This window comes from Achromobacter sp. F4_2707 (assembly GCF_047501535.1).
GTDB lineage: Bacteria > Pseudomonadota > Gammaproteobacteria > Burkholderiales > Burkholderiaceae_B > Yanghanlia.
In genome coordinates, this window is sequence record NZ_JAZDRJ010000010.1 from 1 (window position 1) to 26,688 (window position 26,688).

Sequence of the window (26,688 nt, forward strand, 5' to 3'; positions counted from 1 at the left end):
GTTCCATAGAACTATAATAAATCAAGAGATTGAATAGTTGCTGCTGCCATATATGGAACAATAAACCAACTGAAAAATGTTATTTTTTTCAAGGATTGCAATGTATTATGCGTTTCTTGCATACACAATTTATTTCATATCTAGGAAAAAATACACAATTAGGCGTAGTGGTGATGTCATTGCTAAGATTGGTTAAACCTATACCTATACCTAAATGGCGAGACATACATGGCGATTGGCGTTTTCGATATCTTCAAAATAGGCATCGGCCCTTCAAGCTCCCACACAGTGGGCCCCATGCGGGCTGCCCGGATGTTTGCCAGAACCTTGCTGGCTGAGGCTTCGGGCGCCGACATCGCCCGCGTGGTGGTTGAGCTCTATGGCTCGCTGGGCGCCACGGGGAAAGGTCACGGCACTGACACCGCCGTCATGCTTGGGCTGGCTGGCCACGACCCGGAAATCGTCGATGTGTCGTTGGTGGAATCCATGTTGGCGGAAATGCGCGACCAGCAAACTCTTGTTCTGCTAGGGGCACAGCCAATCCACTTCAACGAAACCTCTGACATCCTATTTCTGCCGTCCGAAACCCTGCCCTTTCACCCCAATGGCATGCATTGCGTGGCATACGGGCATAACGGCGTAGCCCTGCTGGAGCGCAGTTATTATTCGGTGGGCGGCGGGTTTGTGGTGCAAGGTGACATCGACGGAAAACCGGGGGCTGTGCCCCCTGCTTTGCCTGATATGGCAGAACTGCCCCGCCCTTTTCGTAGCGGCGAAGACCTGCTTCGTTTATGTGAAGAGTACTCGTGCTCCATAGCCGATCTCATGCGAACCAACGAAGCGCATTGGCGGCCCGAGGAGGAAACCATTGCCGGGCTGCAACGTATTTGGGAAACCATGCAAGCCTGTGTCGAGCGGGGTTGCCAAACAGCTGGTGTATTGCCGGGAGGGTTCAACGTCAGGCGCCGAGCTCCGGAGTTGCTAGGGCGGCTGGAAGCCCGTGGCGGGCACGACGGGGCCGACCCACTGACTATCATGGATTACGTCAATCTCTATGCTTTGGCGGTCAATGAAGAAAATGCCGCCGGTGGTCGGGTGGTGACCGCGCCAACCAATGGCGCCGCTGGCATTATTCCGGCTGTGCTGCATTACTACTGGCACTTCATCGAAGGCGCGTCCAGCCGAGGCGTAGAAGATTTTCTGCTGACGGCTGCAGCCATTGGTATTCTGTACAAGGAAAATGCCTCGATATCAGGGGCGGAAGTCGGCTGCCAAGGAGAGGTCGGCGTGGCGTGCTCCATGGCGGCGGGCGCCTTGTGTGCGGTCTTGGGCGGAACGCCCGAACAGGTCGAAAATGCCGCTGAAATCGGCATGGAGCACCATCTGGGCTTAACCTGCGACCCGGTGGGCGGGCTGGTGCAAATACCTTGTATCGAACGCAATGCCTTGGCGGCGGTGAAGGCTATCAATGCCGCCCGTATGGCTTTGCATGGCGACGGTACGCACAATGTCAGCCTTGATCAAGTGATCAAAACCATGCGTGAAACCGGTGCAGACATGCTGAGTAAATATAAAGAGACGTCTCAGGGCGGCCTCGCGGTGAATATTGTCGAATGCTAGGTCACCAATGCGTGACGCCAGCCCCTGCAGAACCTTTACGCGGGACGACTCAGGACATCAAGAAAAGCGCCCACTACGCGGCTGGTGGGCCGGTCTTTACGCTCTAGGCGATAAAGCGATCTCGACAACCCGGGCATGCCGTCTATGTGGAGTTCTATCAGCCGGCCTAATAGCAGCAGGTCCTCCACCACAGCAAAAGGCAGCATTGCAACGCCCAGCCCGGCCGCCACGCCTCGAGCTATCCCTTCGTTGCTGCCGATTTCAATTGTGCGGCGCGGTTGCATGCCTTGCCGCTCTAAAAGGTCTAGCACCACTTCGCGTGTGCCTGAACCTGTTTCTCGCATCAACCAAGTGCTATCGCATAAGTCGCGTTCAGACACCCTCAAGGTTTTCTGAGCGCTAGCCACCGGCCTGAGCTCCGCTATGACCGCTTCAGGCTGTGTGTGGAAAAAGCCCGGTGGCGCCACAATAACCAGCCGTTCTTCCTTCCAGGGGTAGTACGCCACCCCTTCTTTTTGCACCGGCCCTTCTACCAGTGCCATGTCCAGACGGCAATCGTAGAGATCTTCAACAATAGTTTGCGTATTCGCTGCTACGATTTTCAGGACAATGTCCGGCCAGAGGCGCGAAAAACTCTGTAAATAGCGCGGCAGCCAGTAGCTGGCTATGGTGGTGCTGGCACCGATGATGAGTTCGCCCCGTTTAAGGCCACTGCGGGCCTGCAAGTCTTCAATAGCTGCGTGTTCTAAAGAGAATATTGCCCGGGCATGAGCATTTAGTGCCAGCCCTGCATCGGTTAGTGCCAGGCTTGGCCCGGTTTTTTTCACACGCGTGCGTTCAATCAGCATCGTATCGAGCTGACGCTCCAGCTCAGACACGGCCTTGGAAACGGCAGGCTGGCTGATGCAGAGCTGGCGTGCGGCTTCCGAGAAGCTGCCTTCCCGCGCGACATGATGGAAGACACGTAATAAGTGCAGATTGAGTCGCATATAAATCGCTGAATAGAGAATAAGCCGCCCGCTCACCGCAGGAGCAACACTTAGTTTAACTAAAAGTTATGAGGTGGTGAATATTATGCATTCGACTTATAGGATGCCGCTACGTATGCTGTTGATACATTGTTTGTCTGATCTGCCCCATTATGTCCACGCACCACTCAAACCCAACGCTTCCGACCAGCCGGCTTTTCAACTGGCCTGGCGGTTCATGGTGGGCAGGGCTGGCGCTGGCTGGCGCCATTGCCAGTGGCGGCCTGTGGCTGGCCAAGCTTGAAAGCATGAAAAGCGTGGGCTTGAGCGCTCTTACTTTCGCCATTGTGCTGGGGATGGTGCTGGGAAACACGGTTTTTCCCCGTATTGCTCCCCATACAAGTGCCGGTGTCGACTTCTGCAAGGCTAGGCTGCTTAGGCTGGGAATTATTCTGTTTGGTTTCCGGCTTACGTTTCAGGAAGCTGCTGCGGTAGGAGCAGCGGGCATTGTTCTGGATATTGTTATCATTTTTTCTGTCTATGGGCTGGCCATGGCTGTAGGCAGACGCATTCTGAAAATGGATAGCCAGACATGCATGCTGGTTGGTGCAGGCAGCGCTATCTGTGGGGCGGCAGCGGTCATGGCGATGGAACCCATCGCCCGTACGCCCGCGCACAAGGTTTCAGTCGCTGTCGCCACCGTAGTGGTGTTTGGCACCATCAGCATGTTTTTATACCCGCTGCTCTATCCTTACTTGGGGATGTCAGAACACGCTTTCGGTGTATTCATAGGCTCTACGGTGCATGAAGTCGCTCAGGTCGTAGCTGCGGGCGATGCTGTCGGGCCAGTCGCAGCCGGTACGGCCGTAGTGGAAAAAATGCTGCGCGTGATGATGTTGGCGCCCTTCTTGATGCTGGTGTCCTGGTGGGTTCAGCGTCGAGCCAACAAGAGTGCGGCCAGTAGCGCCACCAAACCGGCTGCGCCTGCCCTACCCTGGTTTGCCGTGTGGTTTGTCGTGGCGGTTGGACTCAACTCCACAGGCTTTGTGTCGCCCCAAATTGCGCAAGGGCTGGTAGAAATCAGTACAGTGCTGTTGGCCATGGCAATGGCTGCGCTAGGCCTGCGCACACATGTCAGCGCCATCCGCCAAGCAGGCGCTGCGCCACTGGCTCTGGCAGGCGTGCTGTTTCTCTTCCTGCTGTTGGGAGGCTATGGCTTGAATCTGCTGATCTCTTACTTGCTCTAATCTTAAGGCGCACCCGAAGGCGTAAAATAGGCTCAGGTTCGCTGTTTGCTTCTCACTTCTTGTTGCGAAGCCTAGGCATGGTGGCGAGCCGTTATTGATGCAGATCAATACGTACTTTCCACTAGTGCCGCATAATTAATCGATTCGTAATTACACGGTCGCCCTTGAAGCGAGGACATCCTGACTCGTGAGGGTGCTATTTGATACGACAGGGAGATCTACCTATGTTCGCAAAAGTCTCATTCGCTGCACTGCTGTCCCTCGTGGCTGTTCCTGCCATGGCAGCAAACTGCTCCGCCGACATTGAAGGCAACGATGCCATGCAGTTCAACACCAAAGAAATCGTGGTAGACAAGACCTGCGACGAATTCACGGTCAACCTGAAGCACGTAGGCAAGCTGCCCAAGGCTGCAATGGGTCACAACGTTGTCATCACCAAGGCTGAAGATCGTCAAGCCGTTGCCAACGACGCCACGTCGGCCGGCCCCGCTAATGATTACCTGAAGCCTGACGACGCTCGCGTCATCGCTCACACCGCCCTGATCGGCGGCGGCGAAACGGCTTCCGTCACCTTCAAGACTGCTGACCTCACCGCCGGCGGCGACTACGATTTCTTCTGCTCCTTCCCTGGCCACTGGGCCATCATGAGCGGCAAGGTCGTGGTTAAGTAAGCCACTGATTGCTGGGCAGAATACTGCCTTTAACCGCTGCGCCCCAGAGTTTGGATCAATATCCAGATTTCTGGGGCGCAGTTGTTTTTACGGTTGCTCTGAATCGTTTGCCCAGGATGGCATAGGTTTGTCTTAGGATGCCATGGAATCCTGACTAAACATGCATGGATTCGAGGCGCCGCCGCAGCGCATAGGCGCGGGTGCTGGTGTCCATCTCTACATCATCCCAGGTAATGACTGCGTCCGCTGCCACGTCCCGTTTGAGGCGCACGTCATGGGCCAGCCCCAAGGGAACGGCCCCTAAAGCCAGCGAACGCTCTACTGGCAGCAATTTCCCCCATACGGTGTAGCCGCCCTCCCCATCCAGGACTTCTCCTTGCTTGAGTGCGCGCTTTGAGGTGGCAACGACATCGGCCACCCACTCGGACGGCGTGCCCGTGGCTTCGCCACGCAGGGCCACCGATGCGACAGACATCCCCACTTCCAGCCCGATAAGGTGCCAGCGTTTGTACAGCGTGAAATAGCGGCCGCTCGGGTCGGTGTGGGCGTTGTATTCCTCGAAGCAATGGCGGATGTAGGAAGTTTCTCCTTCTACCGTCACCCACACCCCCATGCGGATATCGTAAGGAATGCTACGACCATCCGGCTCCAGGCAGGACACCACTTCCACCATGCCTTTACGCTCAAGAACCCCTCCCTCAGACGTGGGGCGGGTGACAAAGGGGATGTCGGCAATACTGGCTGGGGGATAAAGCAAACCGCCAGACGGCACGCCCAAGCCCGTAGCGTTGGCCACTGCGGCGCTTTCGATGGAGGGCTTGGAACCGTCGAGAAAGCTGTTGAACATTTTTGGGTTTAAACCGCCGCGTTGCGCCTGTTCGGGTGTCAGACCGTAGTACTCCCAAACGGTTTCGGGCGTGGAGGTTTTGAAATGCGGCAGCCACTTATGGCCGCGCCCTGCGGCAACAACGGGAAAGCCGCAGGTTCGTGCCCAATCGACCAGCTCACAAATCAGGGCGGGCTGGTCACCATAAGCCAGCGAATACACTACCCCCGCCTGCGCCGCTTCGCGAGCTAGCAAGGGGCCGCAAAACGCGTCGGCTTCTACCGTGACGTTGACCACATGTTTGCCATGAGCAAATGCTTGCAAGCAGTGATCCACCGCTGCAATGGGGTGGCCGGTGCATTCCACAACAATGTCGATGCGCTCATCGCTGACGACTGCCTGCCAGTCGTCGGTCACCCAGGTCGTACCCTGAGAAATAGCGGTATCCAAGTTGTCGGCTCCGGCGCGTCCCGTCTCCCAGCCCACGCGCTCAAGATTGCGATGTGCAGATTCAGGATAGAGGTCGGCGATGGCCGCCAGATGCAGGCCAGGCGTTCGGGGTATTTGCGCCAGATACATGGAACCGAACTTCCCTGCCCCGATCAGACCAACGCGAATCGGGCGACCGGCGGCTTCGCGCGCTCGCAATTGCGCATACAGACTCATTTTTTGTCTCCGAGCCGGCCAGCGAATGCAGGCCGGTTTCTACTTTATTGTTGTGCGGGCCGCCTGGAGGCAACCCGGGATGCTTAAAGAATTTCTTCGATGACTTCAGCAGGCCGGCACAGACGCGTACCCTTGTCTGTGATAGCAAACGGCCGGTTCATGAGTATGGGGTGATTCTCCATGGCCTGCAACAGGGTCTCATCGTCTACCGAAGGGGCATCCAGACCCAGTTCTGTGTACAGCGCTTCCTTGCTGCGCACGGCTTCGCGCACGCTCAGCCCGGCAGCTGCGATCATTTTTGCCAAGGCATCGCGTTTGAGCGGATGTTTGAGGTATTCGATCACTTCCACTTCGTGGCCATGTTCTTGCAAGGCTTGCAGGACTTTTCGGGATGTTCCGCAACGGGGGTTGTGATAGATAACTGCCATGCTGATTCCTGAAAAAACTTGAAGGTGCGTGCATATTATCAGAGCGCGGCGCGACGCTTGCCGCAGAATGGTAAATTAAGGCATTGACGTCCAACGCTTATTCATGGAAACGATCTCTTCTTTTTCTGCCCGTTCCATACATGGCGACGAAGTGGCCCTGGCCGACTACGCCGGTCAAGTGCTACTTATCGTTAACGTTGCTTCGGAATGTGGCTTCACGCCTCAATACGCTGGGTTGGAAATACTGTATCGCGACTACAAAGACCAAGGTTTCGCGGTGCTGGCTTTCCCCTGCAATCAGTTTGGCCGCCAGGAACCCGGCGACGCCAAAGCGATTTCGGAATTCTGCGCCTCGCGCTACGACATTACCTTCCCTTTATTTGAAAAAATTGAAGTGAACGGCCCGAACGCTCACCCGTTGTACGTTTGGCTGAAAAGCCAGAAGGCAGGCATTCTGGGAAGTGAAAGTATCAAGTGGAACTTCAGCAAGTTTCTGGTAAACCGTGAAGGCCGTGTCATACAGCGCTTGGGGCCGACCGCCAAGCCGGAAAGCTTGCGCAAGGAAATTGAGCGCGCCCTCGCATCCTGACCCTCTCTGCTACGATTTGAGCTTATGCGAAAAATAACACTCAATGCTTTAGCCCGCCCTGCTCTAGCGTTTTTAAGCGCCGCTCTTGTTGCCGGATGCGCGAGTGGGCCGGCACGTAACATCACCCTGATTCCCGACGCGACAGACGAAATCAGCAGCCGCGACGGCCTGTTCGCTCAGGAAATCAAATGGGAGCGTAGCAAGCCGGGTTGCCAGGGCGACTGCCCGACACTCGAAGTCAATACGCTGGTATTCGCCGGCCACCCAGACCTCACTAACCTGGTCGACCATGCCTTGGCGATGATGACGGGCACGAGTGATACCAGCACACCGCCTTACGACGATATCAATGAGTTCGAAGAGTATTTCTGGCAGGTTGCCGGCTCTCGGGATAGCGTCATGCTGGCAGCCAAGCTGCGTTACCGCAGCAAATTTCTGACTGTTATTGAATTAGATAGTTGGCAGTATTTCACGGGTGCAGCCCATGGCGTGGGGGCGACGCAGTTTTTGAACTGGGACAACGCCAGGCGTACGCTCGTGCCGCTCGACCAAATTTTGGTACCGGGTGGAAAACCCGCCTTTAATACGGCATTACAACGCGCCCATGCACAATGGCTGGCCCGACAGCCGGACGCGCAATCAGACCCCGATGCCTGGGCCCGGCTCTGGCCTTTCCAGCCCAGCGAGAACTATGCCTTCACTGACCAAGGCATTGTCGTGAAATACGACACTTATCAACTCGCACCCTATTCCTACGGCCAGCCTGAACTGCTGATTCCCTATCGTGAACTGGACGGGGTGTTGAGGGTAGATTATCTGTCCATGCGAGCAGGTTGATCCTGCCACATGCCTTAATCTTCTCTTTCGAAGCGATCCAAATCAAAATAGCGCGAGGTACCGCTGGGTTCAGTCGTACTGGCGGCAGGAGCAGGCGCTTCAGGCGTTTTCACAGGTTGTGGCTCAGGCCGCCCCTCGCGTCGTGCCTGCGTGCGCTGCGCGACTTCGTCAAGCTCGCTGGCCAGACGGGTGTGATTGCGCTCGCGCGCCCAGTCTGCGGCGGTATTCTTGTTCAGGTTGACTGCCGTTGCGTCCGCACCATTATCCAACAGAAGCTGCGCGACTTCACGGCTGCCCGCATAGGCTGCCATCATCAGTGCAGTCGTGCCGTCGGGCGCTGGCGCGTTCACAATGGCGCCTTTTTTGATCAGCATGCGGGCCGTGTCGGCTTGGCCGCGTGACGCAGCATAATGCAAAGGCGTCCATCCCAGCTTGTTAACCTGAGCGCCCCGCTCTATTAAGGCCGCTGCACGCTCTGTTTCCCCCAATAAAGCGAGGTACATCAGCGGCGTTTCGCCATGCTGGTTCTGGATCTCGACTTGTATGTCGGGGTGAGCCAGCAAAGCATCGTACACCTGCCACGCGCCACTGCGTATGGCCAGCATTAAGGTTGGCAACTGCTCGGCATCCAAGGCATTAGGGTCGGTGCCGCGCGCCAGCTGCTCGCGCACATTGCTGCCGCGATCATTCACGACATCAATCCACCATGACGCGGCAGGCGCTGCGTGCGCCCCCAGGCTGAATGCCGCGGCGGCTACGCCGCTGATGAGTTTGAGGCGGAGCCGGGAAAGGGGAAATGGATGTGTTTTCATGAGTGTCGGGCCGCTGCGGCTTTGCTGAACAGATCAAAGAAATTGGCTGTGGTCCGTTCTTCGACTTCAGCCACGGAGATACCCCGTAAATCGGCAATCTTCTCCGCTACATGTCGTACTTTTGATGGGTCATTGCGCTTGCCGCGATACGGAACAGGAGCTAGGAACGGCGCGTCGGTTTCGATCAGCATACGCTCAAGCGGAACCCGCTTTGCCACTTCCTGTAATTCCACCGCATTGCGGAAAGTCACGATGCCGGAAAACGAAATATAGAAGTTCAGGTCGAGTGCACCCTGAGCCACTTCCCAGCTCTCTGTAAAACAATGCATGACGCCGCCGGGCTCGTTCGCCCCCTCTTCCGCCATGATGCGCAAGGTATCTTGCGCTGCCGAACGAGTGTGGATGATGAGCGGCAAGCCGCATTGCCGACTGGCTCGAATGTGCACCCGGAAACGTTCACGCTGCCAATCGAAGGGTTCGCTGCCGCGATAATAATCTAGGCCAGTTTCACCAATGGCCACGACTTTTGGGTTTTGAGCTGCTTGCAGCAAGTCTTCAACGCTGGGTTCTTCCGTATCTTTGTAATCAGGATGCACGCCCACTGAGGCATAAAGCTCTTTGTGTGCAGCGGCCATATCGAGTATACGGCCCCATTCAGGCTTGCTGACCGCCACGACCAAGGCATGGCCGACACGATTTTCGGCCATATTGCTCAGGATTTGAGGAAGGTCCTGGGCGAGCTCGGGGAAGTCCAGGTGGCAATGCGAATCAACAAACATATAAAGAAGGAAAAGTGCAAAAGCAGAAGAGGAGTTTAAGTGCTGCCGGCGGAGGCTCGTGAACCGCAGGCCAGTGCGCAGCGTTGCAATACGCTATGGATGAAGAGCTTGGGGCTGAGGGGGTGACCCGCAATAGCGCGTTGCTCAGTTAACCATTTTACTGCTGCGGAAAGCATGGCGGGCGTGGTGCGCCCGGCAATGGTTTGCATGGCGTGTGCCTGCGCCGGGAAATAACGCGGACTGGCTCCTACGGCCACCAGCGAAAGGTCGACAAACAGTCGCTGCAGCGTATCCAGCCAGAGTGCCGGGTCCGTGCCATCGAGGGCGTCGGCGGTGGCAAGCCAGGCGCTATTGTCTGTGTGATCCCCTTTTGCCGCCAGTGCGCCCAAAAAACCTTGCAGCCATGCCGGGCATGGCGCTTCGCCGGTCTGTGAAAGCTGCAAGGCGCGTAAAGGTGCGCCCCCGGCCGCAGCAAGCCAGTCAGCAGGTTGTTTCACGCCTTCATTGCGCAGCCAGTCAGCCGCTTCATCAAAGGCTGGTACAGGCAAAGGCAGACGGCGGCAACGAGAAATAATCGTGGGCAGAAGCAGGTCAGGCGCATCTGTCGTTAATAAGAACACAGTGCGTGGCGGCGGTTCTTCCAGCACCTTAAGTAAGGCGTTGGCGGTAATGTGATTCATGGCTTGTGCTGGGTAGATCACCGCTACACGCCAGCCGCCCCGGTGGGTGGCCGTGTTGAACCAGCCGGATAAGGCTCGTATTTGTTCTACCCGAATCTCGCGTGAAGGATTCTTCTTAGCCTGGGTGCTGCTTTCTTCAGTAACCTCGCCTTCTTCCACCGCTACGGCTTCGGGGCGCACGCGGCGAAAGTCGGGATGGTTGCCCGACGTCAACCAGCGGCAAGCCTGGCATGCGCCGCAGGCCTGACCCTGCTGCGGGTCTTCGCACAGCAAGGCAGCGGCGGCAGCCAACGCGAAACTACGCTTTCCTATGCCGGCGAGACCGTGAATGAGCCAGGCATGAGCGAAACGCTCACGTTCGCCCAGCCATTCGGCTGCAAGGGTTTGTTGCCAGGGGAGAAACTGGGCCAATGTGCTCATGTTTCCTGCCAATGCTTGAGCTCGCCAGACAGGCCTGAATGGGCGGCTTGCGCGAGTTCATTCACCAGCGCAATGGCTTCAGCGGCCACTTGTTGTGCATCGCAACGTGCGTCCAGCACCCTGAAACGCCGGGGGTGCTGCTCCGCTTGCTTCAGGTAGCCGTCGCGGGCACGCTGCAAAAAAGCCAATTGCTCGGCTTCCATGCGATCCAGCGTTTCGCCGCGCTGCTGGACGCGGGACAAACCTATGGCGGGATCAAGATCAAGTATCAGATAGAGATCGGGCTGAAAACCATCCAGCGCCAGAGCATTGATACGCTCGACCAGGGTTAGGTCCAACCCCCGCGCATAATGCTGAAAACTGATGGTGGCGGAATCGAAACGATCACACAGCACAACCTTGCCAGCGGCCAGCGCGGGCAGAATTTTTTCACGCAAATGCTGGGCACGCGCCGCGCCAAACAGCATGAGTTCGGTGAGGTCGCACATTTCCGGGGAATCAGGGCTAAGCAGGATTTCACGGATTTTTTCACCAATGGCCGTGCCGCCTGGTTCGCGGGTCACCACCACCTCAAAACCCAGGCCTTCGAGGTGAGCGCGCAGGTGTTGTATGAGAGTGGTTTTGCCCGCTCCGTTACTGCCATCGCAAACCACCATGAAGCCCCGTGGAGCGCCGGGTTGAGCCGGGTTCTGCGAGGACGTCATTACTTTCTTCCCAAGATATATTTAGCCACCGCGCGGTTGTGTTCGCGCAAGTTGGTGGAAAACGCGCTGCTGCCGTCACCCCGGGCGACGAAATAGTAATAAGCGTGTTCTTCAGGGTGCAGCGCGGCATGCAGGGACGCCCTGCCGGGGCTGGCAATGGGCGTGGGCGGTAAACCGGCTCGTGTATAGGTATTCCACGGGGTGTCGGTTTGCAGATCACGCTTGCGGATGCGGCCCTGATAGCGGTCGCCCATGCCGTAGATAACAGTCGGGTCGGTCTGCAGCAGCATGCCACGCTTTAAGCGGTTGACGAAAACGCCGGATACCCGGGCCCGTTCGTCTGTCATGCCAGTTTCTTTTTCGATAATGGAAGCCAGAATCAGAGCTTCGTAGGGGGTTTTGAGCGGTAGATCGGGGTTGCGTTCTTCCCAGGCTTTCTGCAAAAGCTGTTGCTGTGCCTGGTAGGCTTGCCGCAAGACATCGAAGTCGCTGGTGCCAGGCACAAAGACATAGGTGTCAGGCAGAAACAACCCTTCTGGGTGAGTGTGTTCTGAGCCCAAACGCTTGAGAAGTTCTTTGTCGCTGACGCCTTGCAAAGTCTGCTGAATATTCGGCGATTCGCGCAAGGCCTGGCGTATGCGTTGGTAAGTCCAACCTTCCACCAGTGTCAGGCGGGATTGAACCATTTCGCCGCGCGCCATGCGTTCCAGCAGCCGCTGGGGAGAATCACCGCGCTGCGCCTCATAAGCGCCGGCTTTGATTTGCTTATCGAGGCCGGTCAGGCGTGCCAGCCCCACAAAGGCGTCAGGGTGGATATCAATACCGGCCTGCTGCATGGCATGAACGATGCCACGCAAACCGCTGCCTGGCACTACGGTATATTGAATGCGCTCGGCGTCCATGTCGACGGACTTCTGAGACCAATGCCAAGCATAGGCGGACAGACCAGCGCCGACCATGGCAACCGCCAAGACAAGCGACAATACAATAATGCTGAATTTTTTCATCTGTTCATAGTGTAACGCCGACATGGCGCCACTGGCACGGGTCTATGCGGGCAAAGCCCGTTATCATAAACGTCGGACGCCAATTTGTGTTTAAGGATGCCACCCAGACTATGACTCAATCCAAAGGTTTTCTCGCTTCTCTGGACGATCTCACGGTGATTCGCATCACCGGTGCAGACGCCATTGAGTTCCTTCATGCGCAACTGAGCAATGATATTTCCGGCATGGGCTCCGATCACGCCCGCTTGGCGGCCTACTGTAACCCCAAGGGGCGTATGCTGGGTAATTTGGTGCTCTGGCGTGAAACCGCCGCGCCCGACAGCCCTTTTCTGGCCTTGGCCAAGGCCGATGCAACAGAAGCCATGCTCAAGCGTTTGCGTATGTTTGTGCTGCGCGCCAAGGTCAACTTTGAAATGGCTTCCCTTAAAGTCTATGGCGTCAGCCAGGCAGTGCCAACGGCGCCCGAGGGCGGTGACACCGCTTGGGCGCTTGAGCGCCAGGGTGAACGGGTATTGATTACGGCGCCGACAGGCTCTGACACCCTTAGGCGCACTTGGTTGGTGGCGGGGCCGGAAAGCGCCCCTTCCAGTTTGGCAGCCGAACTGGGGCTGGATCTGGGTAATAGGGCAGCCTGGCAGGCACAGGATATTCAGGCAGGCTTGGGCTGGGTTGAGCAGTCCAATGTCGAGCTGTTCATTCCGCAAAGCTTGAATTACGACCTGAACGGCGGCGTAAGTTTTACCAAGGGCTGTTATCCCGGCCAAGAAGTTGTTGCGCGTGCACACTACCGGGGCGCCGTTAAGCGGCGCGGCATGTCGGCGGTTTGTCGCCTGCCTGACGGCCAGGCATTGCAGGCAGGAATGGATGTTTTCGATGCCGGGCGGCCAAACGCACCAGCCGGGCGCATTATTAATGCTGCCGGCCTCAAAGCGGAATCGGGGCAAGATAACACCTGGCATCTGTTTGTGGAAATCAACCTGAACGATGTCGGCCAGGTTGATTTCCGTGCACTGTCGGCAGAAGGCCCTGCTATTGTTCTTCAGCCTCTGCCCTATTCCCTGGAGCCCGGGGGCGGCCAGTAACCGGGCGAACACAGTAAGGGAAGCGGCCTATTTTTTACGTTCGTACAGCTTAACGATGCTGGAAAAATCCAGGCCGCCGCTCCCGCCTGCACTGTGTAAGGAATACAGGTTTCGAGCCAGCTCGCCCAACGGTGTGGAGGCTCCGGCGTGCAGGGCCGCTTCGGCGGCCAGGCCAAGGTCTTTCAGCATGAGATCCACCCCGAAGCCGCCCGCGTAGTTTTTGGAAGCGGGTACATCGGGCATGACGCCCGGCCATGGGTTGTAGAGTTCGGTCGCCCAGTTGCGGCCGGAACTCTTGGCAATGATGTCTGACAGAACTTTGGGGTCAAGGCCGTTGGCCGCGCCCAATGCCAACGCTTCAGACGTGCCCGCCATAAGAATGCCAAGCAGCATGTTGTTGCAGATCTTGGCAACCTGCCCCGCGCCTGAGTCCCCCGCATGGAAAATGTTCTTTCCCATTTTTTCCAGATAAGGCATTGCAGCTGCGAGGTCGTCGGCTTTACCTCCTACGATGAAGGTCAGGGTTCCTGCCACGGCGCCGCCTGTGCCACCTGATACGGGAGCATCTATCATGCGGATAGCCGCTTGCTCAGCCGCTGCGGCCACCTTGCGCGCAGATTCTGGCGCAATCGTGCTGCACTCAATGACCAGTGTTCCCGGGGCAATCTTGGCCAGCAGGCCCTCGCTACCCAGGTATAGCCCTTCAACATGGCGGCTGGCAGGCAGCATGGATATCACAACCTCAGCGTTCTGAACGCACTGTTCTGCCGAGGCCGCGCTCGCTGCACCAGAATCGACCAAACTCTGCACTGCGGCGGGCACAAGATCAAAGACGGCGAGTTCAAAACCGGCCTTGAGCAGATTCTGGGCCATGGGGCCACCCATATTCCCCAGGCCTATAAAAGCGATACGACTCATTTTTTTGTCTCCCTTATTACGGTGTTGATTCAGCTGCCAAGGTCTGCCAACGGATGTCCATCGCCGACAGGCCAGGGCTCCTCAAAGAAGCGTTCCACCCATGGGGCTGTTGCTTCTTGCAGCGTGGCGGGGTTCCAGCGCGGCTGCCGGTCTTTGTCGATTAAGAGTGCACGGATGCCTTCCTGAAGATCGCCTTGCACGCCGCATTGCAGCGCAACGATATATTCCTGCCTGAAAACATCGGCCAGCGACAGCAGGCGCGCTCGCTCAAGCAGTGTGAATGACAGCCGTGCAGAGCCCGGCGAACCGGCAGTAAATGTGGCGGCGGCTTTTTGCAGCCAGGGGTCGGAATGGTTGGCAAAACGGGCAATGCCATTGCAAACCGCTTCGAAATCGTTGCCATCGCTGACTTCACGGATGGCATCGTAATGCCGGCGCAGCGGCCCCATGTCTTGAATGGGCATGGCCATGGCTTTCAGAATGCCGTCCAGAGCAATCGCGTTCTGATCGGCTTCGTCATGCCAGCCTGCTTTTTTCACGGCGGCAATGAATTCCGGCCAGCGAGCCGATGCTAGTGCGTGATCGGCTAGGCCTAAGAACAGGCAGTCGGCAGCACCCAATTGGGCGCCTGTCAGCGCAAGAAAGCGGCCAACCCCGCCCGGCAGGCGCGACAGCAGCCACGTTCCGCCTACGTCGGGAAACAAGCCAATGGAGATTTCCGGCATTGCAAAGCGTGTGGTTTCGCTCACGACACGGTGGCTGGCTCCGGCCATAAGGCCTACGCCCCCACCCATGACAATGCCGTTACCCCAGCACAGAATGGGCTTGGGGTAGTCGTGAATCAGGTAGTCAAGCCGGTACTCGATATCGAAAAAACGACGTGTGTAGGGGTTGTCCCAGGCATTGCCGGTCTCGTTATTCAGAATGGAATCGTAAATACCATGCAGATCGCCGCCCGCGCAGAAAGCTTTTTCGCCCTCGCCTGTCAGGATGACGAAGGCGATGGAGGGGTCGTTAGCCCAGGCCATCAGTTTGTCGTACAGCAGCTCGCACATGGGCAGAGACAGCCCGTTAAGTGTGCGAGGACGGTTGAGCGTGGCAACTCCCACTTGCAGTCGGCCTGTCGTTAAAACCTCGAAAAGCACCGAATCCGCATCGTTCATCATCTTATGTCTACTCCGTTATCCAGGACCTGGCGCGCAATAATGACGCGCATGATCTCGTTGGTTCCTTCCAGTATCTGGTGCACGCGCGTGTCGCGCACCAGGCGTTCCAGCGGATAATCCTTAAGGTAACCATACCCGCCATGCAATTGCTGCGCATCCAGGCAGACTTGAAACCCAAGGTCGGTCGCCATGCGCTTTGCCATGGCGCAATATACGCTGGCTTGCGGGTTCTGTGTATCCAGCATGTTGGCTGCCAGCCGAACCATCTGCCGCGAGGCAACCACATTGGTCAGCATGTCAGCCAGCTTGAATTGCAGGGCTTGGAACGTTGCCAGAGGCCGTGAAAACTGTTCGCGTTCATGCATGTATTGCCGGGCCGCGTCGTAGGCGCCTTGCGCGGCGCCAACCGAACATGTGGCGATATTAATGCGCCCGCCATCCAGCCCTTTCATGGCGAACACAAAGCCCTGCCCTTCCTCACCCAGCAGGTTTTCAGCGGGAATTTCAACGTTCTCGAAGGTAATGGGCCGGGTGGACTGGCTGTTCCAGCCCATTTTGTCTTCCTTGCGCCCGTAAGTGATTCCTGGGGTGTCTGCAGGCACGACAAAAGCCGAAACGCCCCGCGGCCCCGCTCCGCCCGTGCGCGCCATGACGACCAGCAGGTCGGTATCGCCGCCGCCTGAAATAAAGGCTTTGGAACCATTCAGCACATAGCCTGCGCCACGCCGTTCGGCGCGGGTTTGTAGCGAACCGGCGTCGGAGCCTGCATTGGGTTCCGTCAAGCAATAAGAAGCCAGCTTTTCACCCGAGGACAACAGCGGCCCCCAGTGTTCGCGAATGCTTTCTGTGCCCCAGGTGCCGACCATCCAAGTGGCCATATTGTGAATGGTGAGAAAGGCGGTGGTGGAAGGATCCCATGCGGCCATTTCTTCAAAGACCAGGGTGGCATCAAGCCGGGGCAGGCCCAGGCCGCCTATGGATTCCGGCGCATACATGGCGCAAAAACCCAAAGCGCCGGCGCGCTGAAAGGTTTCCCGAGGGAAAATTGATTCGGCGTCCCAATGCGCTGCGTTCGGTGCCAGTTCACCCAGCGCGAACTCGCGAGCAGCCTCCGCAAAAGCAAGCTGCTCGTCGTTCAAACGAAAATCCATGCTGAAGTCTCCTTAAGAATATTGTTTTGCACTTTTAATTTTTATCAGCTGATTGATATCGCCAACCTTAACGCGTCCCGCCCCCAGCATGCTGTCATGTTGCTGACAATGTGGTCAGGCTTTCTTGCGCTGACGGTGACGCTGGCGCCGTCGCCGTGATTCCATAGGGTCGAACACTAATGGCCGATAGACTTCGACGCGGTCTCCGGCTTGCACGACTTGGTGGGAGGGGCAAATACGCCCGTAGATTCCCAATGGAGGTTCGGAATCTTGATGGAAGTCGGGGTGGCGGGTTAACAAGCCGCTGGCTTGTACGGCTTGCAGTGCGGTGGCTCCGTGGGGGAGTTCTACCTGAGTGCGCCAGATTTCGTCTGGGCGTGCGTAAATAACTTCCACCTGCAAAGTGTTGACCGCGTTATTCCCCATAAACAGCCTGTGCGCGCTGGGTGAACGAATCAATAAACGAGGTGGCAATACGATTAAAAATCGGCCCAACCACTGTTTCGAGCGTGCGGCTGGAAAAGGCATAGCGCATGGTATAGATCACTTTACAAGCGTCTTCAGCCAGTGCGTTGAATTCCCAGGTGCCGGTGAGCTCGGAAAAAGGCCCATCCACCAAGTGAATGGTGATCAGCCCAGGATAGTCGTGCTCATTGCGTGTGGTGAATGTCTGCTTGAGGCCCGCTATGCTGATGGTGACAGAGGCTTCCATGCCTTGCTCGTCGTGCCGATGAACCTCGGAGCCGCCACACCACGGCATGAACTCCGGGTAACGGGCAACATCAGCCACCAGATCAAACATCTGTTTGTTGCTGTATGGGACAAGAACGGAGCGCTGTACTGTGTGCATCGATATGGGTTGGGATAGAATGGAATGTTCTGATTTTAGCGCCTGTAAGATACAAGTTCATGAGCATCGTTGAGAACCGCAAAGCCACGCACGACTATTTCATTGAAGAACGGTTTGAGGCCGGGCTCGTGCTGGAAGGGTGGGAGGTCAAAGCCATCCGCGCCGGTCACGTCCAGCTCAAAGAAAGCTACATTATCGTGCGCAATGGCGAAATCTTCATTATCGGCATGCATGTCAGCCCCCTGCCGACAGCATCCACCCATATTCGTCCGGAAGCCACCCGCACTCGCAAACTGCTGTTGCATGCGGAAGAAATCAAAAAACTGATAGGCAAAACCGAACAGCGTGGCTACACCCTGGTGCCGCTTAACCTGCATTACCGCAACGGCCGTATCAAGCTTGATTTCGGCCTGGGGCGTGGTAAAAAGCTACACGATAAACGGGATACTGCCCGCGACAAAGACTGGGCACGTGAAAAAGAGCGTTTGCTTAAGCACGACACCCGCAACCGCCGCGACAACGACTAATTCTGCACCCCGCCCGGCTTGCCACTCGACAGCGATACCGGCGAGGGCCGCCCAGGCAGGGGGTAGTGTGAGCCTGTTTCTTTATTGGGTGACTGCTTGAAGCAAATCATTGCGCTGCCGCCGTTGTTGCGCCGGGCTCGCTGGGCAGGACGGGTTCTTGCCACGCCGCTGCTTTATGAAGTAAATGGGCTGCTGTCATCTCGTAGGGGTGGCATAAACCCAGCAAAGCTAGGTTGCGGTCCACCTCGTCGCGCAGAATTTTAATGGCGTGCGCCACCCCCTGCTGCCCCGCACATGCCAGCGCATAATTGAATGGCCTGCCCGCGAACACGCACTTTGCGCCCAAGGCAATGGCTTTCAACACATCGGAGCCGCGTCTAATACCGCTATCCATCATGACGGTGAGATCGCCCGCACTGGCAACAATGCTGGGCAGTACATCCAGAGGCGAGACCGCACCATCGACTTGCCTGCCGCCATGGTTGGAAACGATGATGCCATCTGCACCACAGGCAACGCATTGCTGTGCATCTTCTGCTGAAAGAATGCCTTTGATAATGAGGTGGCCTTTCCAGGCATCGCGGGCCATGCGAATATGCCCCCAGTTGAAGTTATCCCTGAATTTCAGATCTTTCTGGAGGTTCTTCGACAAAATCGGTGCGCCCCGTTCCGCCCGCCAATTCTCCAGGTGTGGCATCCCTTCTTTGAAGGTGCGCAACAATGTGCCGACCAACCACTTGGGTCGAGCAATGCCTTGCATGGCCAACCCCAGGCTGGGGCGTAAAGGGGAAGAAAAACCGTTGCGGATATAACGGTCCGGGTTAACGCCGACGGGCAGATCGACCGTAATGACCAACTGCCGGTAGCCTGCCTGTTCTGCCCGCTGCAAGAGACGAATGATGCCTTCCCGGTCGCCGGGCAGGTAGGCCTGAAACCATGCGTTGGGTGCAGCTTGGGCGACTTTCTCGAGCCGGGTGATGGAAGCACCGCTTAAGGCGTATGGAATGTTGGCCTGTTGCGCTGCCCTTGCCAGTGCTACATCGCCGTCGAATGCATACATGGCTCCCATCCCAACAGGGGAAACTCCAAATGGGCTGTCGTACCTGTGCCCGAATAATTCGATGCTCTGCTTGCGCCCCGATACGTCTCTCAGCATATGCGGGACAAAAGCATAATCCTCGAAAGCTTGCCGGTTTCGCCTTAGCGTGACCTCGTCGTCGGCACCGTTATTGATATAGCTGTAGAGACATTTGGGCAATGCACTTTTGGCTCGGATTTCAAAGTCGTGCAGGTTATGGATGTTACTCAGACGCATGGCTGCCCGCAAAAACATAGTAAGAATCGCGCGGGAATACCCGCACGGATGATGTTACAGAATTCTGATTATCGTGACCCTGAGCGCGATACGCTCAAACCCTGTGCACCATACCCCCATCCCCGGCCATTGGGCAATGAAAACGGCCTTGCGTCCGAAGGGATGCAAGGCCGTTTTACTCGTGTTACAGCAGCAGGATCAGGCTTGTGCCAGACGCTGCCAGGTATCTACCACGGTGTCGGGGTTAAGCGACATGGACAGAATACCTTCGTCGCGCAGCCACAGGGCGAGATCCAGGTGATCGCTGGGGCCCTGGCCGCAAATTCCAACGTACTTACCAGCCTTCAGGCAGGCCTGAATGGCACGATTGAGCATGAACTTCACTGCGGCATCGCGCTCGTCGAAGTCGGCGGCCAGGAGTTCCATGCCGGAGTCGCGGTCCAGGCCCAGGGTGAGTTGGGTCATGTCGTTGGAACCAATGGAGAAGCCGTCGAAGTATTCGAGGAACTCGTCTGCCAGAATGGCGTTGGAGGGCACTTCGCACATCATGATGATGCGCAGGCCGTTCTCGCCACGTACCAGGCCGTTCTGTGCCAGCAGCTCGATTACGCGACGTGCTTGATCGACGGTGCGGACGAAAGGCACCATGATTTCGACGTTGGTCAGGCCCATTTCATCGCGAACCTTCTTGAGCGCTTCGCATTCCATGCGGAAGCATTCGGCGAAATCGTCGGAAATGTAGCGCGATGCACCACGGAAGCCCAACATGGGGTTCTCTTCCTCGGGCTCGTAGCGGGAACCGCCGATCAGCTTGCGATATTCATTGGACTTGAAGTCGGACAGGCGAACGATGACGGGCTTGGGATAGAACGCTGCCCCCAGTGTTGCCACGCCTTCAGCAAGTTTTTCGACAAAGAATGCACGGGGGCTGGCGTAACCGCGCGCGGCGGATTCCACAGCGCTCTTGAGTTCGGTATCAACATTGGGGTAGTCAAGCACCGCCTTGGGGTGCACCGCAATATTGTTGTTAATGATGAACTCCAGACGCGCGAGGCCGACACCGGCATTGGGGATCTGGGAGAAATCGAAAGCCAGTTGCGGGTTGCCGACGTTCATCATGACCTTAAGGCCGACGTCAGGCATTTCGCCCCAGCGTACTTCTTCGATTTCGGTTTCGATCAGGCCGTCGTAAATGCGACCTTCGTCACCTTCCGCACACGAAACGGTTACTTCGCGGCCATTGCTCAGCACGTCGGTGGCGTCAGAGCAACCGACAACGGCAGGAATGCCCAGTTCACGCGCAATAATGGCTGCGTGACATGTGCGACCGCCACGGTTCGTGACAATAGCCGAGGCAAGCTTCATGACGGGTTCCCAGTTGGGGTCGGTCATGTCGGTAACGAGAATATCGCCCGCCTGGACTTTATCCATTTCGGAAGCATCGGCCACCACGCGCACGCGACCGGAACCGATCTTCTGGCCAATAGCGCGGCCGGTCACCAGAACTTCGCCGGTTGCCTTCAGGCGATAGCGTTCCTGGACGTCGTTGGCGCTTTGCTGCGATTTAACGGTTTCGGGGCGAGCCTGCAGGATGTAGATTTTGCCGTCGATACCATCGCGGCCCCATTCGATGTCCATGGGGCGCTGGTAGTGGTTTTCAATGATGACGGCGTAGCGCGCCAGCTCGATGACTTCTTCGTCGGTGAGGGAATAACGATTGCGCTCGGAGACCGGCACATCGACGGTACGCACAGCGTGATCGGTGGTGCGGTCTTCGTCGAATTCCATCTTGATCAGCTTGGAGCCAATACGGCGGCTGATGATGGGGTGTTTTTCGGCAGCCAGCGATGGCTTGAAGACATAAAACTCATCGGGGTTAACCGCGCCCTGCACAACGGTTTCGCCCAAGCCGTAAGACGACGTAATGAAGACGACATCCTTGAAGCCGGATTCGGTGTCGATGGTGAACATGACGCCGGCGCTGCCCTTGTCGGAACGCACCATGCGCTGAATACCCGCCGACAACGCGACGTCAGCGTGCGCATAGCCCTTGTGCACACGATATGAAATGGCGCGGTCGTTGTAGAGCGAGGCGAAGACGAGGCGAATTTTTTCAAGTACTTCGTCGATACCGACTACGTTCAGGTAGGTTTCCTGCTGGCCGGCGAACGAGGCATCAGGCAAGTCTTCGGCGGTCGCCGACGAACGTACGGCAAACGAACCCTTGCCATCGGTGTCGAGTTCAGCGAATGCCTTGCGGATGTCTTGTTCAAAGTCGGCTGGGAATGGCGTGTCGATAATCCACTGGCGGATTTCCGCACCCACTTCAGCCAGTTGGCGAACATCGTCCGGGTCAAGCGTCTTGAGCTTTTCGACGATGCGCTGATCGAGACCGGTGGATTTCAGAAAATTGCGGAAGGCGTCTGCTGTGGTGGCGAAGCCGCCAGGCACGCGCACACCGGCGCCCGCAAGTTGACTGATCATCTCGCCCAGCGAGGCATTCTTGCCGCCGACCGAGTCGACGTCAGTCATGCGTAGCTGTTCGAAAGATACGACGTTAGACATAAAAGTCACCTGTAAAGAAAAGAAAGCGTGTTTGCTCAGGAACCGGTGCGTAACTGTGAAGGTCACTGAGCAAACCCGCCTCGCCTGCTTTTTCTATCAGGAAGGTGACATTAAGAAGCGTTAACGCCCCCTTAATGTTAATCTTGCCGGATTGTACCGTTTTCGGTAGCTTCTGCGCCACGCACATGTCAAATCACGTTCTCCAACGCACCGTTTTTGTCGTTTCCGACAGCACCGGCATTACCGCCGCGACTTTTAGCAACTCTGTTCTCTCGCAATTCGAACAAGTGCAATTCGATACTGTGCGAATCCCCTACCTCGACAGCGTAGAAAAAGCTGAAGAGGTGGTTGCACGTATCAACCGATGCGCGGTCGAGCAAAATGGCCCGCCCTTGGTGTTCAGCACGCTGGTCGACCCGGCTGTGGCCGAAACCATACGCAGCGCCGATTGCGTATTTTTCGACCTGTTCGGGACCTTCGTTCAGCACATCGAAGAAGCCCTGGGCGTGAAATCCAGCCACTCCGTGGGCCGCTCCCACATGGGTGGGCTGTCGAAACAATACAACGAACGCATTGAAGCCATTAACTTTACGCTGGCACATGACGACGGCCAATATGTGCGCGGCTTGGAAGAAGCCGATGTGATTCTGATCGGTGTGTCGCGTTGCGGCAAAACACCGACCAGCCTGTATCTGGCCATGCAGTATGCCGTAAAGGCTGCCAATTACCCGTTGATCCCCGAGGATTTCGACCGGAATGGCTTGCCCGCCACGCTGCTGCCCTATCGTAGAAAGCTGTTTGGTTTGTCCATTCACCCGGAACGTTTGGCGGAAGTACGTAATGAGCGTCGCCCCAACAGCCAGTATTCCTCTATCCGCCAATGTCGCGATGAGGTCGCCTCGGCAGAGCGGCTGATGCGCATGGAAAACATCCCATGGCTTTCCACCACGACTAAGTCCATTGAGGAAATCTCCACCAAGGTCATGGCGGAAATCGGGCTGGAACGGCGTAGTCATTACTAGTAATAACGCCTGCGGTGTTCAAACAGGCAGATACCGGCTGCTACAGCAACGTTCAGAGATTCCACAGCCGGGCTTTGCGGAATGCTGATTCGCAAGTCGGCCGCTGCAATAAGTTCTGGCGCGACCCCCCTGCCCTCATTTCCGAACACCCAGGCAGCATGACGCGGCAGATCGGCCTCATAGAGCGGCTGTGCGTCGTCTAGGGCTGTTACCAGCAAGGGAATATTCAGACGCTTGCGCAGAGCAAGAAGGTCCACGTTTTCATGGATGTCCAGACTGAAATGTGCGCCCTGCGCACTGCGCAGCACTTTTGGCGACCAGGCCGCTACGCAACCGCTGGATACATACACCTCGCGCAGTCCTGCCGCTGCGGCGGTGCGCAGCAAGGTGCCCATATTTCCAGGGTCCTGAACGCGGTCCAGCCATAGGCAGCTCTCTGTTACCCGGCCCGGTTGGCTCGGGCGCGGCGCACGGGCCAGAAAAATCAGCCCCTGGCCCTGCACCACTTGCGATGCAGCGCGCATTAGCGCGGGTGAGCACAGGCGAACGCGGCTTGCATCCACTCTAGCCAAAATGGCAGCGATGTCCGGGTGGCTAATGCGACTTTCATCAAAAAAAGCCATGTCCGGCTGCCCGGCACTGTCCAGCCAGGCTTCGCACAGGTGTATGCCCTCCAAGGCAATACGTGATTCTCTCTGACTACGCTCGCCCGGGGGGCGTTTGCCTGCCAAAATGGTCAGCAGCAGGCGGTAATCGGGGTTGTCTCGTGAAGCCAGGGTTTTCATGACGACGACTCGGTCTCAAAATGGCGCCGCACCGGTGCAAAGCTGCGCCGGTGCTCGTCGCACGGCCCAAGCTCGGCCAGACGTTGTAGATGCACGGCTGTGCCATAGCCTTTATGCTGATTGAAGCCGTATTCGGGAAAACGCATGTGCATTTCCAGGCAATAGGCGTCACGGGCGGTTTTTGCCAAGATGGACGCAGCAGCAATTGCCGGCACCCTTGCATCGCCGCCGACAATACTCTGAGCCGCGCATGCCAGCCCTTGTGGCACCCTATTGCCATCTACTAGAACGTTTTGTGGCGCAGGGAGTAAGCCTTCACAGGCCCGGCGCATGGCCAACATGGTGGCGCCAAGTATATTGAGCTCGTCAATCTCGGCTACGCTGGCGCTGGCAATATGCCACGCCAGGGCATGTTTCTGAATGAGCAGCGCCAGCGCTTCACGCCGCGCCGCACTCAATTTCTTTGAGTCATTCAAGCCAGCGATAGGAAGGTCATCATTAAGAATGACGGCCGCTGCAAATACCGGCCCGGCCAAGGGGCCGCGACCGGCTTCGTCTACCCCGGCACATAAGCCCGTGGGCAGGTCGACGCCTTCAAACAGGCTATTTTGCACCGCCACCCGCCTGCTTGATAATCGCTTCGGCCACCAGGCGCGGTGTATCTAATGCCAAACTCTCGTGCATACGAGTGAACCGCTGTTCAATGGTTGTGGCGTAATCTGCGTCGGCCAGCGCACGCCAGGCTGCTTCGGCCAAGGCTTCAGGGGTCGCCTCATCTTGCAGAAGCTCCGGCACGACGAAATCGCGTTCCAGTACATTGGGCAGGCCGACCCAGGGCACATAAGGGCGCAACTGGCCGGATTTCCACTCCATGATTTTGCGCATCAAGGGCGTCAGGACATAGGAAATCACCATGGGGCGCTTGAACAGCGCAGCCTCCAGGGTAGCGGTACCGCTGGCCACCAGCACGGCGTCCGCCGCTTCCATTACATGCCAGGCTGCCGGCCAGTCAGGTTCGACATTATTCAGCCGTTTATTGTCAATAATGTGGCAGTTCGACAGGGGAAGCCCGCCCAGCATACGCTCAAATTCGCGACGCCTTTCTGGGTTGACCATAGGTACGACGAATTGCAGAGAAGGGTCGCGCTGCTGCAACAGGCGGGCAGCCTGAATAAAACGCGGGCCCAACTGGCGGATCTCGGAGCCCCGGCTGCCCGGCATGATGGCCAGCACACGAACGCCAGGGTCCAGACCTAAGCGTTTTCTCGCTGCGTCCCGATCCGGCTGCATAGGAATATTGGCTGCCAGCGGGTGACCGACGCAGGTCACGGGCACGCCTTCCTTTTCGTAGATTTCCACCTCAAAGGGAAAGAGCACCAACATGTGCGAGACGGCACGCCGGATGCGCTCAATGCGCTCATAGCGCCAAGCCCAAATCGAAGGCCCAACGAAATGGACGGTAGGCACGCCGGCAGCCTTGAGTTTTTCTTCCAGTCGCAGGTTGAAATCGGGAGCGTCGACTCCCACGAAGACATCGGGATGAGAGGCCTGCCAGCGGCGCGATACATCGTTATAAATACGCAACAGGCCAGGCAGGCGCTTCAGAGCATCGACATAGCCGAACACAGTGAGCGCATGCATGGGATGCCAGGCGTCGAAGCCTGCTTTTTCCATAGCCGGGCCGCCAATGCCTTCACAGTGTGCGGAGGGCGCAAACTCCGGTAGCCCGGCAATCACACGACTAGCCAGAAGGTCGCCCGATGGCTCCCCTGCCACCATGCCGATGCGCAAGGCCATCAGCGCACAATGCCCCGACCGGGGCGATCCAGAAATGCCGCCAAAACCTCAATGGCGTCCTTAGCGGCGGGGTATTCATCTTGCAGGCTGCGCATGGCTTGGGCAGCCTCGTTAACCTTGAGGTTGCGGCGATACAGCAGCTTATAGGCTTCCTTCAGCGCGGCTATCGTGTCGGCCTCGAAACCGCGTCGCTTCAGCCCTTCGGTGTTGATGCCGACCGGGCGGAAAGGGTCACCCGCTCCCACAATATAGGGAGGAACGTCTTGCCGAATGGAGCTGGCGCCACCGACCATGCTGTGTGCGCCAATATGGACAAACTGATGCACAGCAGAGGAACCGCCCAATATGGCCCAGTCTTCGATATGAATGTGGCCGGCCAGCTGGACGTTATTGGCAATAATGGTGTGGGAACCGATTTGGCAGTCGTGCGCAACGTGCACATACGCCATAATCCAGTTGTCACTGCCCAACCGGGTTACGCCGACATCCTGCGTCGTGCCGGTGTTCAGCGTGACGTATTCGCGCACCATATTGCCATCGCCGATTTCCAGGCGGGTGGGTTCACCTTTGTATTTTTTGTCCTGCGGCATGCCGCCGATGGAGCAAAAACGGTAAAACACATTGTTGGCGCCAATGGTGGTATGGCCATCAATAATGCAATGCGGCCCTACTTGTGTGCCTGGACCGATGCTGACGTTTGGGCCGATCAGGCTGTAAGCCCCGACCTCGACGTCATCGGCAAGCTCCGCCCCGGGAGAAACGATGGCGGTGGCATGGATGCGTGCAGCCATATTAGTCTTCCAGCACCCGGATCGCGCACATGATTTTGGCTTCGGCCACCAACTGGCCGTCTACCGTCGCACGAGCAGAGTACTTGCAAATTGAACGGCTGATTTTATCGGCCGTCACTTCCAGGCGCAGTTGGTCGCCGGGCACGACCGGGCGGCGGAAACGGGCTCCGTCTACCCCGACCAGGTAGTAGGCGATTTTTGGGTTGGCCGGGTTAACGCCGCTGTCATCCTCAAATGAAAACAGGGCCGCTGCCTGAGCCAGTGCCTCGATGATGAGCACGCCGGGCATAACCGGATGGTGAGGAAAGTGGCCAGTGAAGAACGGTTCGTTCAGCGTGACGTTCTTGATTGCCACAATGCTTTTGCCCGGCACCATTTCTAACACACGGTCCACCAGCAGCATCGGGTAGCGATGCGGCAGGCGTTCCATGATCTGTTTGATGTCGAGCTCTATTTTTTGTGTTT

At 57.2% G+C, this 26,688-nt stretch carries 28 protein-coding genes; 8 read left to right on the plus strand and 20 right to left on the minus strand.

The features are described 5' to 3' along the window. The first annotated feature begins 228 nt into the window (after positions 1-228). Positions 229-1,620 carry an L-serine ammonia-lyase gene (locus VRY85_RS10655; protein ID WP_414598575.1) on the plus strand — a complete coding sequence of 464 codons (1,392 nt, stop codon included), beginning with the start codon at positions 229-231 and terminating at the stop codon, positions 1,618-1,620. Between the two features lie 35 nt (positions 1,621-1,655). On the opposite strand, the gene VRY85_RS10660 is transcribed toward VRY85_RS10655, so the two are convergent. After that, positions 1,656-2,609 (minus strand): LysR substrate-binding domain-containing protein, encoded by a 954-nt coding sequence (locus VRY85_RS10660; RefSeq protein WP_414598576.1) that lies wholly within the window; start codon positions 2,607-2,609, stop codon positions 1,656-1,658. Positions 2,610-2,761: 152 nt separating this feature from the next. Between VRY85_RS10660 and VRY85_RS10665 the strand changes: the two genes are divergently transcribed. Together VRY85_RS10665 and azu are read left to right on the plus strand one after the other, a co-directional pair. After that, positions 2,762-3,835: a YeiH family protein gene (locus tag VRY85_RS10665; RefSeq protein WP_414598577.1), complete on the plus strand. Its 1,074-nt coding sequence runs from the start codon at positions 2,762-2,764 to the stop codon at positions 3,833-3,835. 224 nt (positions 3,836-4,059) lie between these two features. Continuing rightward, on the plus strand, positions 4,060-4,506 hold the full coding sequence (gene azu / locus VRY85_RS10670) for an azurin (RefSeq protein ID WP_414598578.1): 447 nt from the start codon (positions 4,060-4,062) through the stop codon (positions 4,504-4,506). Positions 4,507-4,660: 154 nt separating this feature from the next. Here azu and VRY85_RS10675 read toward each other — a convergent pair whose 3' ends face one another. Beyond that, entirely contained in the window at positions 4,661-5,998 is a 1,338-nt protein-coding gene (locus VRY85_RS10675) for an NAD(P)H-dependent oxidoreductase (protein ID WP_414598579.1), read from the minus strand. An 83-nt stretch (positions 5,999-6,081) separates the two neighbouring features. After that, positions 6,082-6,426: an arsenate reductase (glutaredoxin) gene (gene arsC / locus VRY85_RS10680; protein ID WP_414598580.1), complete on the minus strand. Its 345-nt coding sequence runs from the start codon at positions 6,424-6,426 to the stop codon at positions 6,082-6,084. A 103-nt stretch (positions 6,427-6,529) separates the two neighbouring features. Between arsC and VRY85_RS10685 the strand changes: the two genes are divergently transcribed. Next, a complete protein-coding gene (locus tag VRY85_RS10685; protein WP_414598581.1) occupies positions 6,530-7,015 on the plus strand; it encodes a glutathione peroxidase in 486 nt (161 codons plus the stop codon). A 24-nt stretch (positions 7,016-7,039) separates the two neighbouring features. Then, positions 7,040-7,852, plus strand: a complete 813-nt coding sequence (locus VRY85_RS10690) for an RsiV family protein (protein ID WP_414598582.1) — start codon at positions 7,040-7,042, stop codon at positions 7,850-7,852. Positions 7,853-7,866: 14 nt separating this feature from the next. Here VRY85_RS10690 and VRY85_RS10695 read toward each other — a convergent pair whose 3' ends face one another. The 5 genes from VRY85_RS10695 to mltG are packed head-to-tail and all read right to left on the minus strand — an operon-like array spanning position 7,867 to position 12,254. After that, the gene (locus VRY85_RS10695) at positions 7,867-8,664 is read right to left on the minus strand and encodes an ankyrin repeat domain-containing protein (protein WP_414598583.1); all 798 of its coding nucleotides are present in this window, start codon (positions 8,662-8,664) and stop codon (positions 7,867-7,869) included. Further along, positions 8,661-9,443 carry a TatD family hydrolase gene (locus VRY85_RS10700; RefSeq protein ID WP_414598584.1) on the minus strand — a complete coding sequence of 261 codons (783 nt, stop codon included), beginning with the start codon at positions 9,441-9,443 and terminating at the stop codon, positions 8,661-8,663. Before VRY85_RS10700 ends, VRY85_RS10695 begins: the two co-directional genes overlap by 4 nt. A 35-nt stretch (positions 9,444-9,478) precedes the next feature. Next, positions 9,479-10,543 (minus strand): DNA polymerase III subunit delta', encoded by a 1,065-nt coding sequence (gene holB, locus VRY85_RS10705; RefSeq protein WP_414598585.1) that lies wholly within the window; start codon positions 10,541-10,543, stop codon positions 9,479-9,481. Then, a complete protein-coding gene (gene tmk, locus VRY85_RS10710) occupies positions 10,540-11,247 on the minus strand; it encodes a dTMP kinase (protein ID WP_414598586.1) in 708 nt (235 codons plus the stop codon). The genes holB and tmk overlap by 4 nt, the downstream gene beginning before the upstream one ends. Further along, positions 11,247-12,254, minus strand: a complete 1,008-nt coding sequence (gene mltG, locus VRY85_RS10715; protein WP_414598587.1) for an endolytic transglycosylase MltG — start codon at positions 12,252-12,254, stop codon at positions 11,247-11,249. The genes tmk and mltG overlap by 1 nt, the downstream gene beginning before the upstream one ends. A gap of 110 nt (positions 12,255-12,364) precedes the next feature. Between mltG and VRY85_RS10720 the strand changes: the two genes are divergently transcribed. Then, on the plus strand, positions 12,365-13,336 hold the full coding sequence (locus VRY85_RS10720) for a YgfZ/GcvT domain-containing protein (RefSeq protein WP_414598588.1): 972 nt from the start codon (positions 12,365-12,367) through the stop codon (positions 13,334-13,336). A 27-nt stretch (positions 13,337-13,363) separates the two neighbouring features. Here the strand turns inward: VRY85_RS10720 and mmsB are convergent, their stop codons facing one another. The 5 genes from mmsB to VRY85_RS10745 form a co-directional block, all read right to left on the minus strand. Further along, positions 13,364-14,254: a 3-hydroxyisobutyrate dehydrogenase gene (gene mmsB, locus VRY85_RS10725; protein WP_414598589.1), complete on the minus strand. Its 891-nt coding sequence runs from the start codon at positions 14,252-14,254 to the stop codon at positions 13,364-13,366. Between the two features lie 29 nt (positions 14,255-14,283). After that, positions 14,284-15,420, minus strand: coding sequence for an enoyl-CoA hydratase/isomerase family protein (locus VRY85_RS10730; RefSeq protein WP_414598590.1), 1,137 nt, complete (start codon positions 15,418-15,420; stop codon positions 14,284-14,286). After that, positions 15,417-16,571: an acyl-CoA dehydrogenase family protein gene (locus VRY85_RS10735; protein WP_414598591.1), complete on the minus strand. Its 1,155-nt coding sequence runs from the start codon at positions 16,569-16,571 to the stop codon at positions 15,417-15,419. Before VRY85_RS10735 ends, VRY85_RS10730 begins: the two co-directional genes overlap by 4 nt. Before the next feature lie 114 nt (positions 16,572-16,685). Beyond that, positions 16,686-16,997, minus strand: a complete 312-nt coding sequence (locus tag VRY85_RS10740) for an RnfH family protein (RefSeq protein ID WP_414598592.1) — start codon at positions 16,995-16,997, stop codon at positions 16,686-16,688. Beyond that, positions 16,987-17,421: a type II toxin-antitoxin system RatA family toxin gene (locus VRY85_RS10745; protein ID WP_414598593.1), complete on the minus strand. Its 435-nt coding sequence runs from the start codon at positions 17,419-17,421 to the stop codon at positions 16,987-16,989. Before VRY85_RS10745 ends, VRY85_RS10740 begins: the two co-directional genes overlap by 11 nt. Before the next feature lie 59 nt (positions 17,422-17,480). Here VRY85_RS10745 and smpB point away from each other — a divergent pair, with 59 nt between their 5' ends. Further along, complete coding sequence (gene smpB / locus VRY85_RS10750) at positions 17,481-17,948, plus strand: SsrA-binding protein SmpB (protein WP_414598594.1); 468 nt, start codon at positions 17,481-17,483, stop codon at positions 17,946-17,948. A 106-nt stretch (positions 17,949-18,054) separates the two neighbouring features. Here smpB and VRY85_RS10755 read toward each other — a convergent pair whose 3' ends face one another. Together VRY85_RS10755 and ppsA are read right to left on the minus strand one after the other, a co-directional pair. Next, positions 18,055-19,263 carry an alpha-hydroxy-acid oxidizing protein gene (locus VRY85_RS10755; RefSeq protein ID WP_414598595.1) on the minus strand — a complete coding sequence of 403 codons (1,209 nt, stop codon included), beginning with the start codon at positions 19,261-19,263 and terminating at the stop codon, positions 18,055-18,057. Between the two features lie 198 nt (positions 19,264-19,461). After that, positions 19,462-21,828, minus strand: a complete 2,367-nt coding sequence (ppsA, locus tag VRY85_RS10760) for a phosphoenolpyruvate synthase (RefSeq protein ID WP_414598596.1) — start codon at positions 21,826-21,828, stop codon at positions 19,462-19,464. A 185-nt stretch (positions 21,829-22,013) separates the two neighbouring features. On the opposite strand from ppsA, the gene VRY85_RS10765 reads away from it, so the two are divergent. Continuing rightward, positions 22,014-22,850: a pyruvate, water dikinase regulatory protein gene (locus VRY85_RS10765; RefSeq protein WP_414598597.1), complete on the plus strand. Its 837-nt coding sequence runs from the start codon at positions 22,014-22,016 to the stop codon at positions 22,848-22,850. Here the strand turns inward: VRY85_RS10765 and VRY85_RS10770 are convergent. Genes VRY85_RS10770 through fabZ form a run of 5 tightly spaced genes read right to left on the minus strand, consistent with a single transcriptional unit; the run spans position 22,847 to position 26,677 of the window. Beyond that, positions 22,847-23,635, minus strand: a complete 789-nt coding sequence (locus VRY85_RS10770; RefSeq protein WP_414598598.1) for a TrmH family RNA methyltransferase — start codon at positions 23,633-23,635, stop codon at positions 22,847-22,849. The two genes, VRY85_RS10765 and VRY85_RS10770, sit on opposite strands and share 4 nt — an antisense overlap. Then, positions 23,632-24,249 (minus strand): ribonuclease HII, encoded by a 618-nt coding sequence (gene rnhB, locus VRY85_RS10775; RefSeq protein ID WP_414598599.1) that lies wholly within the window; start codon positions 24,247-24,249, stop codon positions 23,632-23,634. Before rnhB ends, VRY85_RS10770 begins: the two co-directional genes overlap by 4 nt. After that, complete coding sequence (gene lpxB, locus VRY85_RS10780) at positions 24,239-25,432, minus strand: lipid-A-disaccharide synthase (RefSeq protein WP_414598600.1); 1,194 nt, start codon at positions 25,430-25,432, stop codon at positions 24,239-24,241. The genes rnhB and lpxB overlap by 11 nt, the downstream gene beginning before the upstream one ends. After that, on the minus strand, positions 25,432-26,223 hold the full coding sequence (lpxA, locus tag VRY85_RS10785; protein WP_414598601.1) for an acyl-ACP--UDP-N-acetylglucosamine O-acyltransferase: 792 nt from the start codon (positions 26,221-26,223) through the stop codon (positions 25,432-25,434). Before lpxA ends, lpxB begins: the two co-directional genes overlap by 1 nt. Before the next feature lies 1 nt (position 26,224). Next, positions 26,225-26,677: a 3-hydroxyacyl-ACP dehydratase FabZ gene (gene fabZ, locus VRY85_RS10790; protein WP_414598716.1), complete on the minus strand. Its 453-nt coding sequence runs from the start codon at positions 26,675-26,677 to the stop codon at positions 26,225-26,227. Positions 26,678-26,688: the final 11 nt, after the last annotated feature.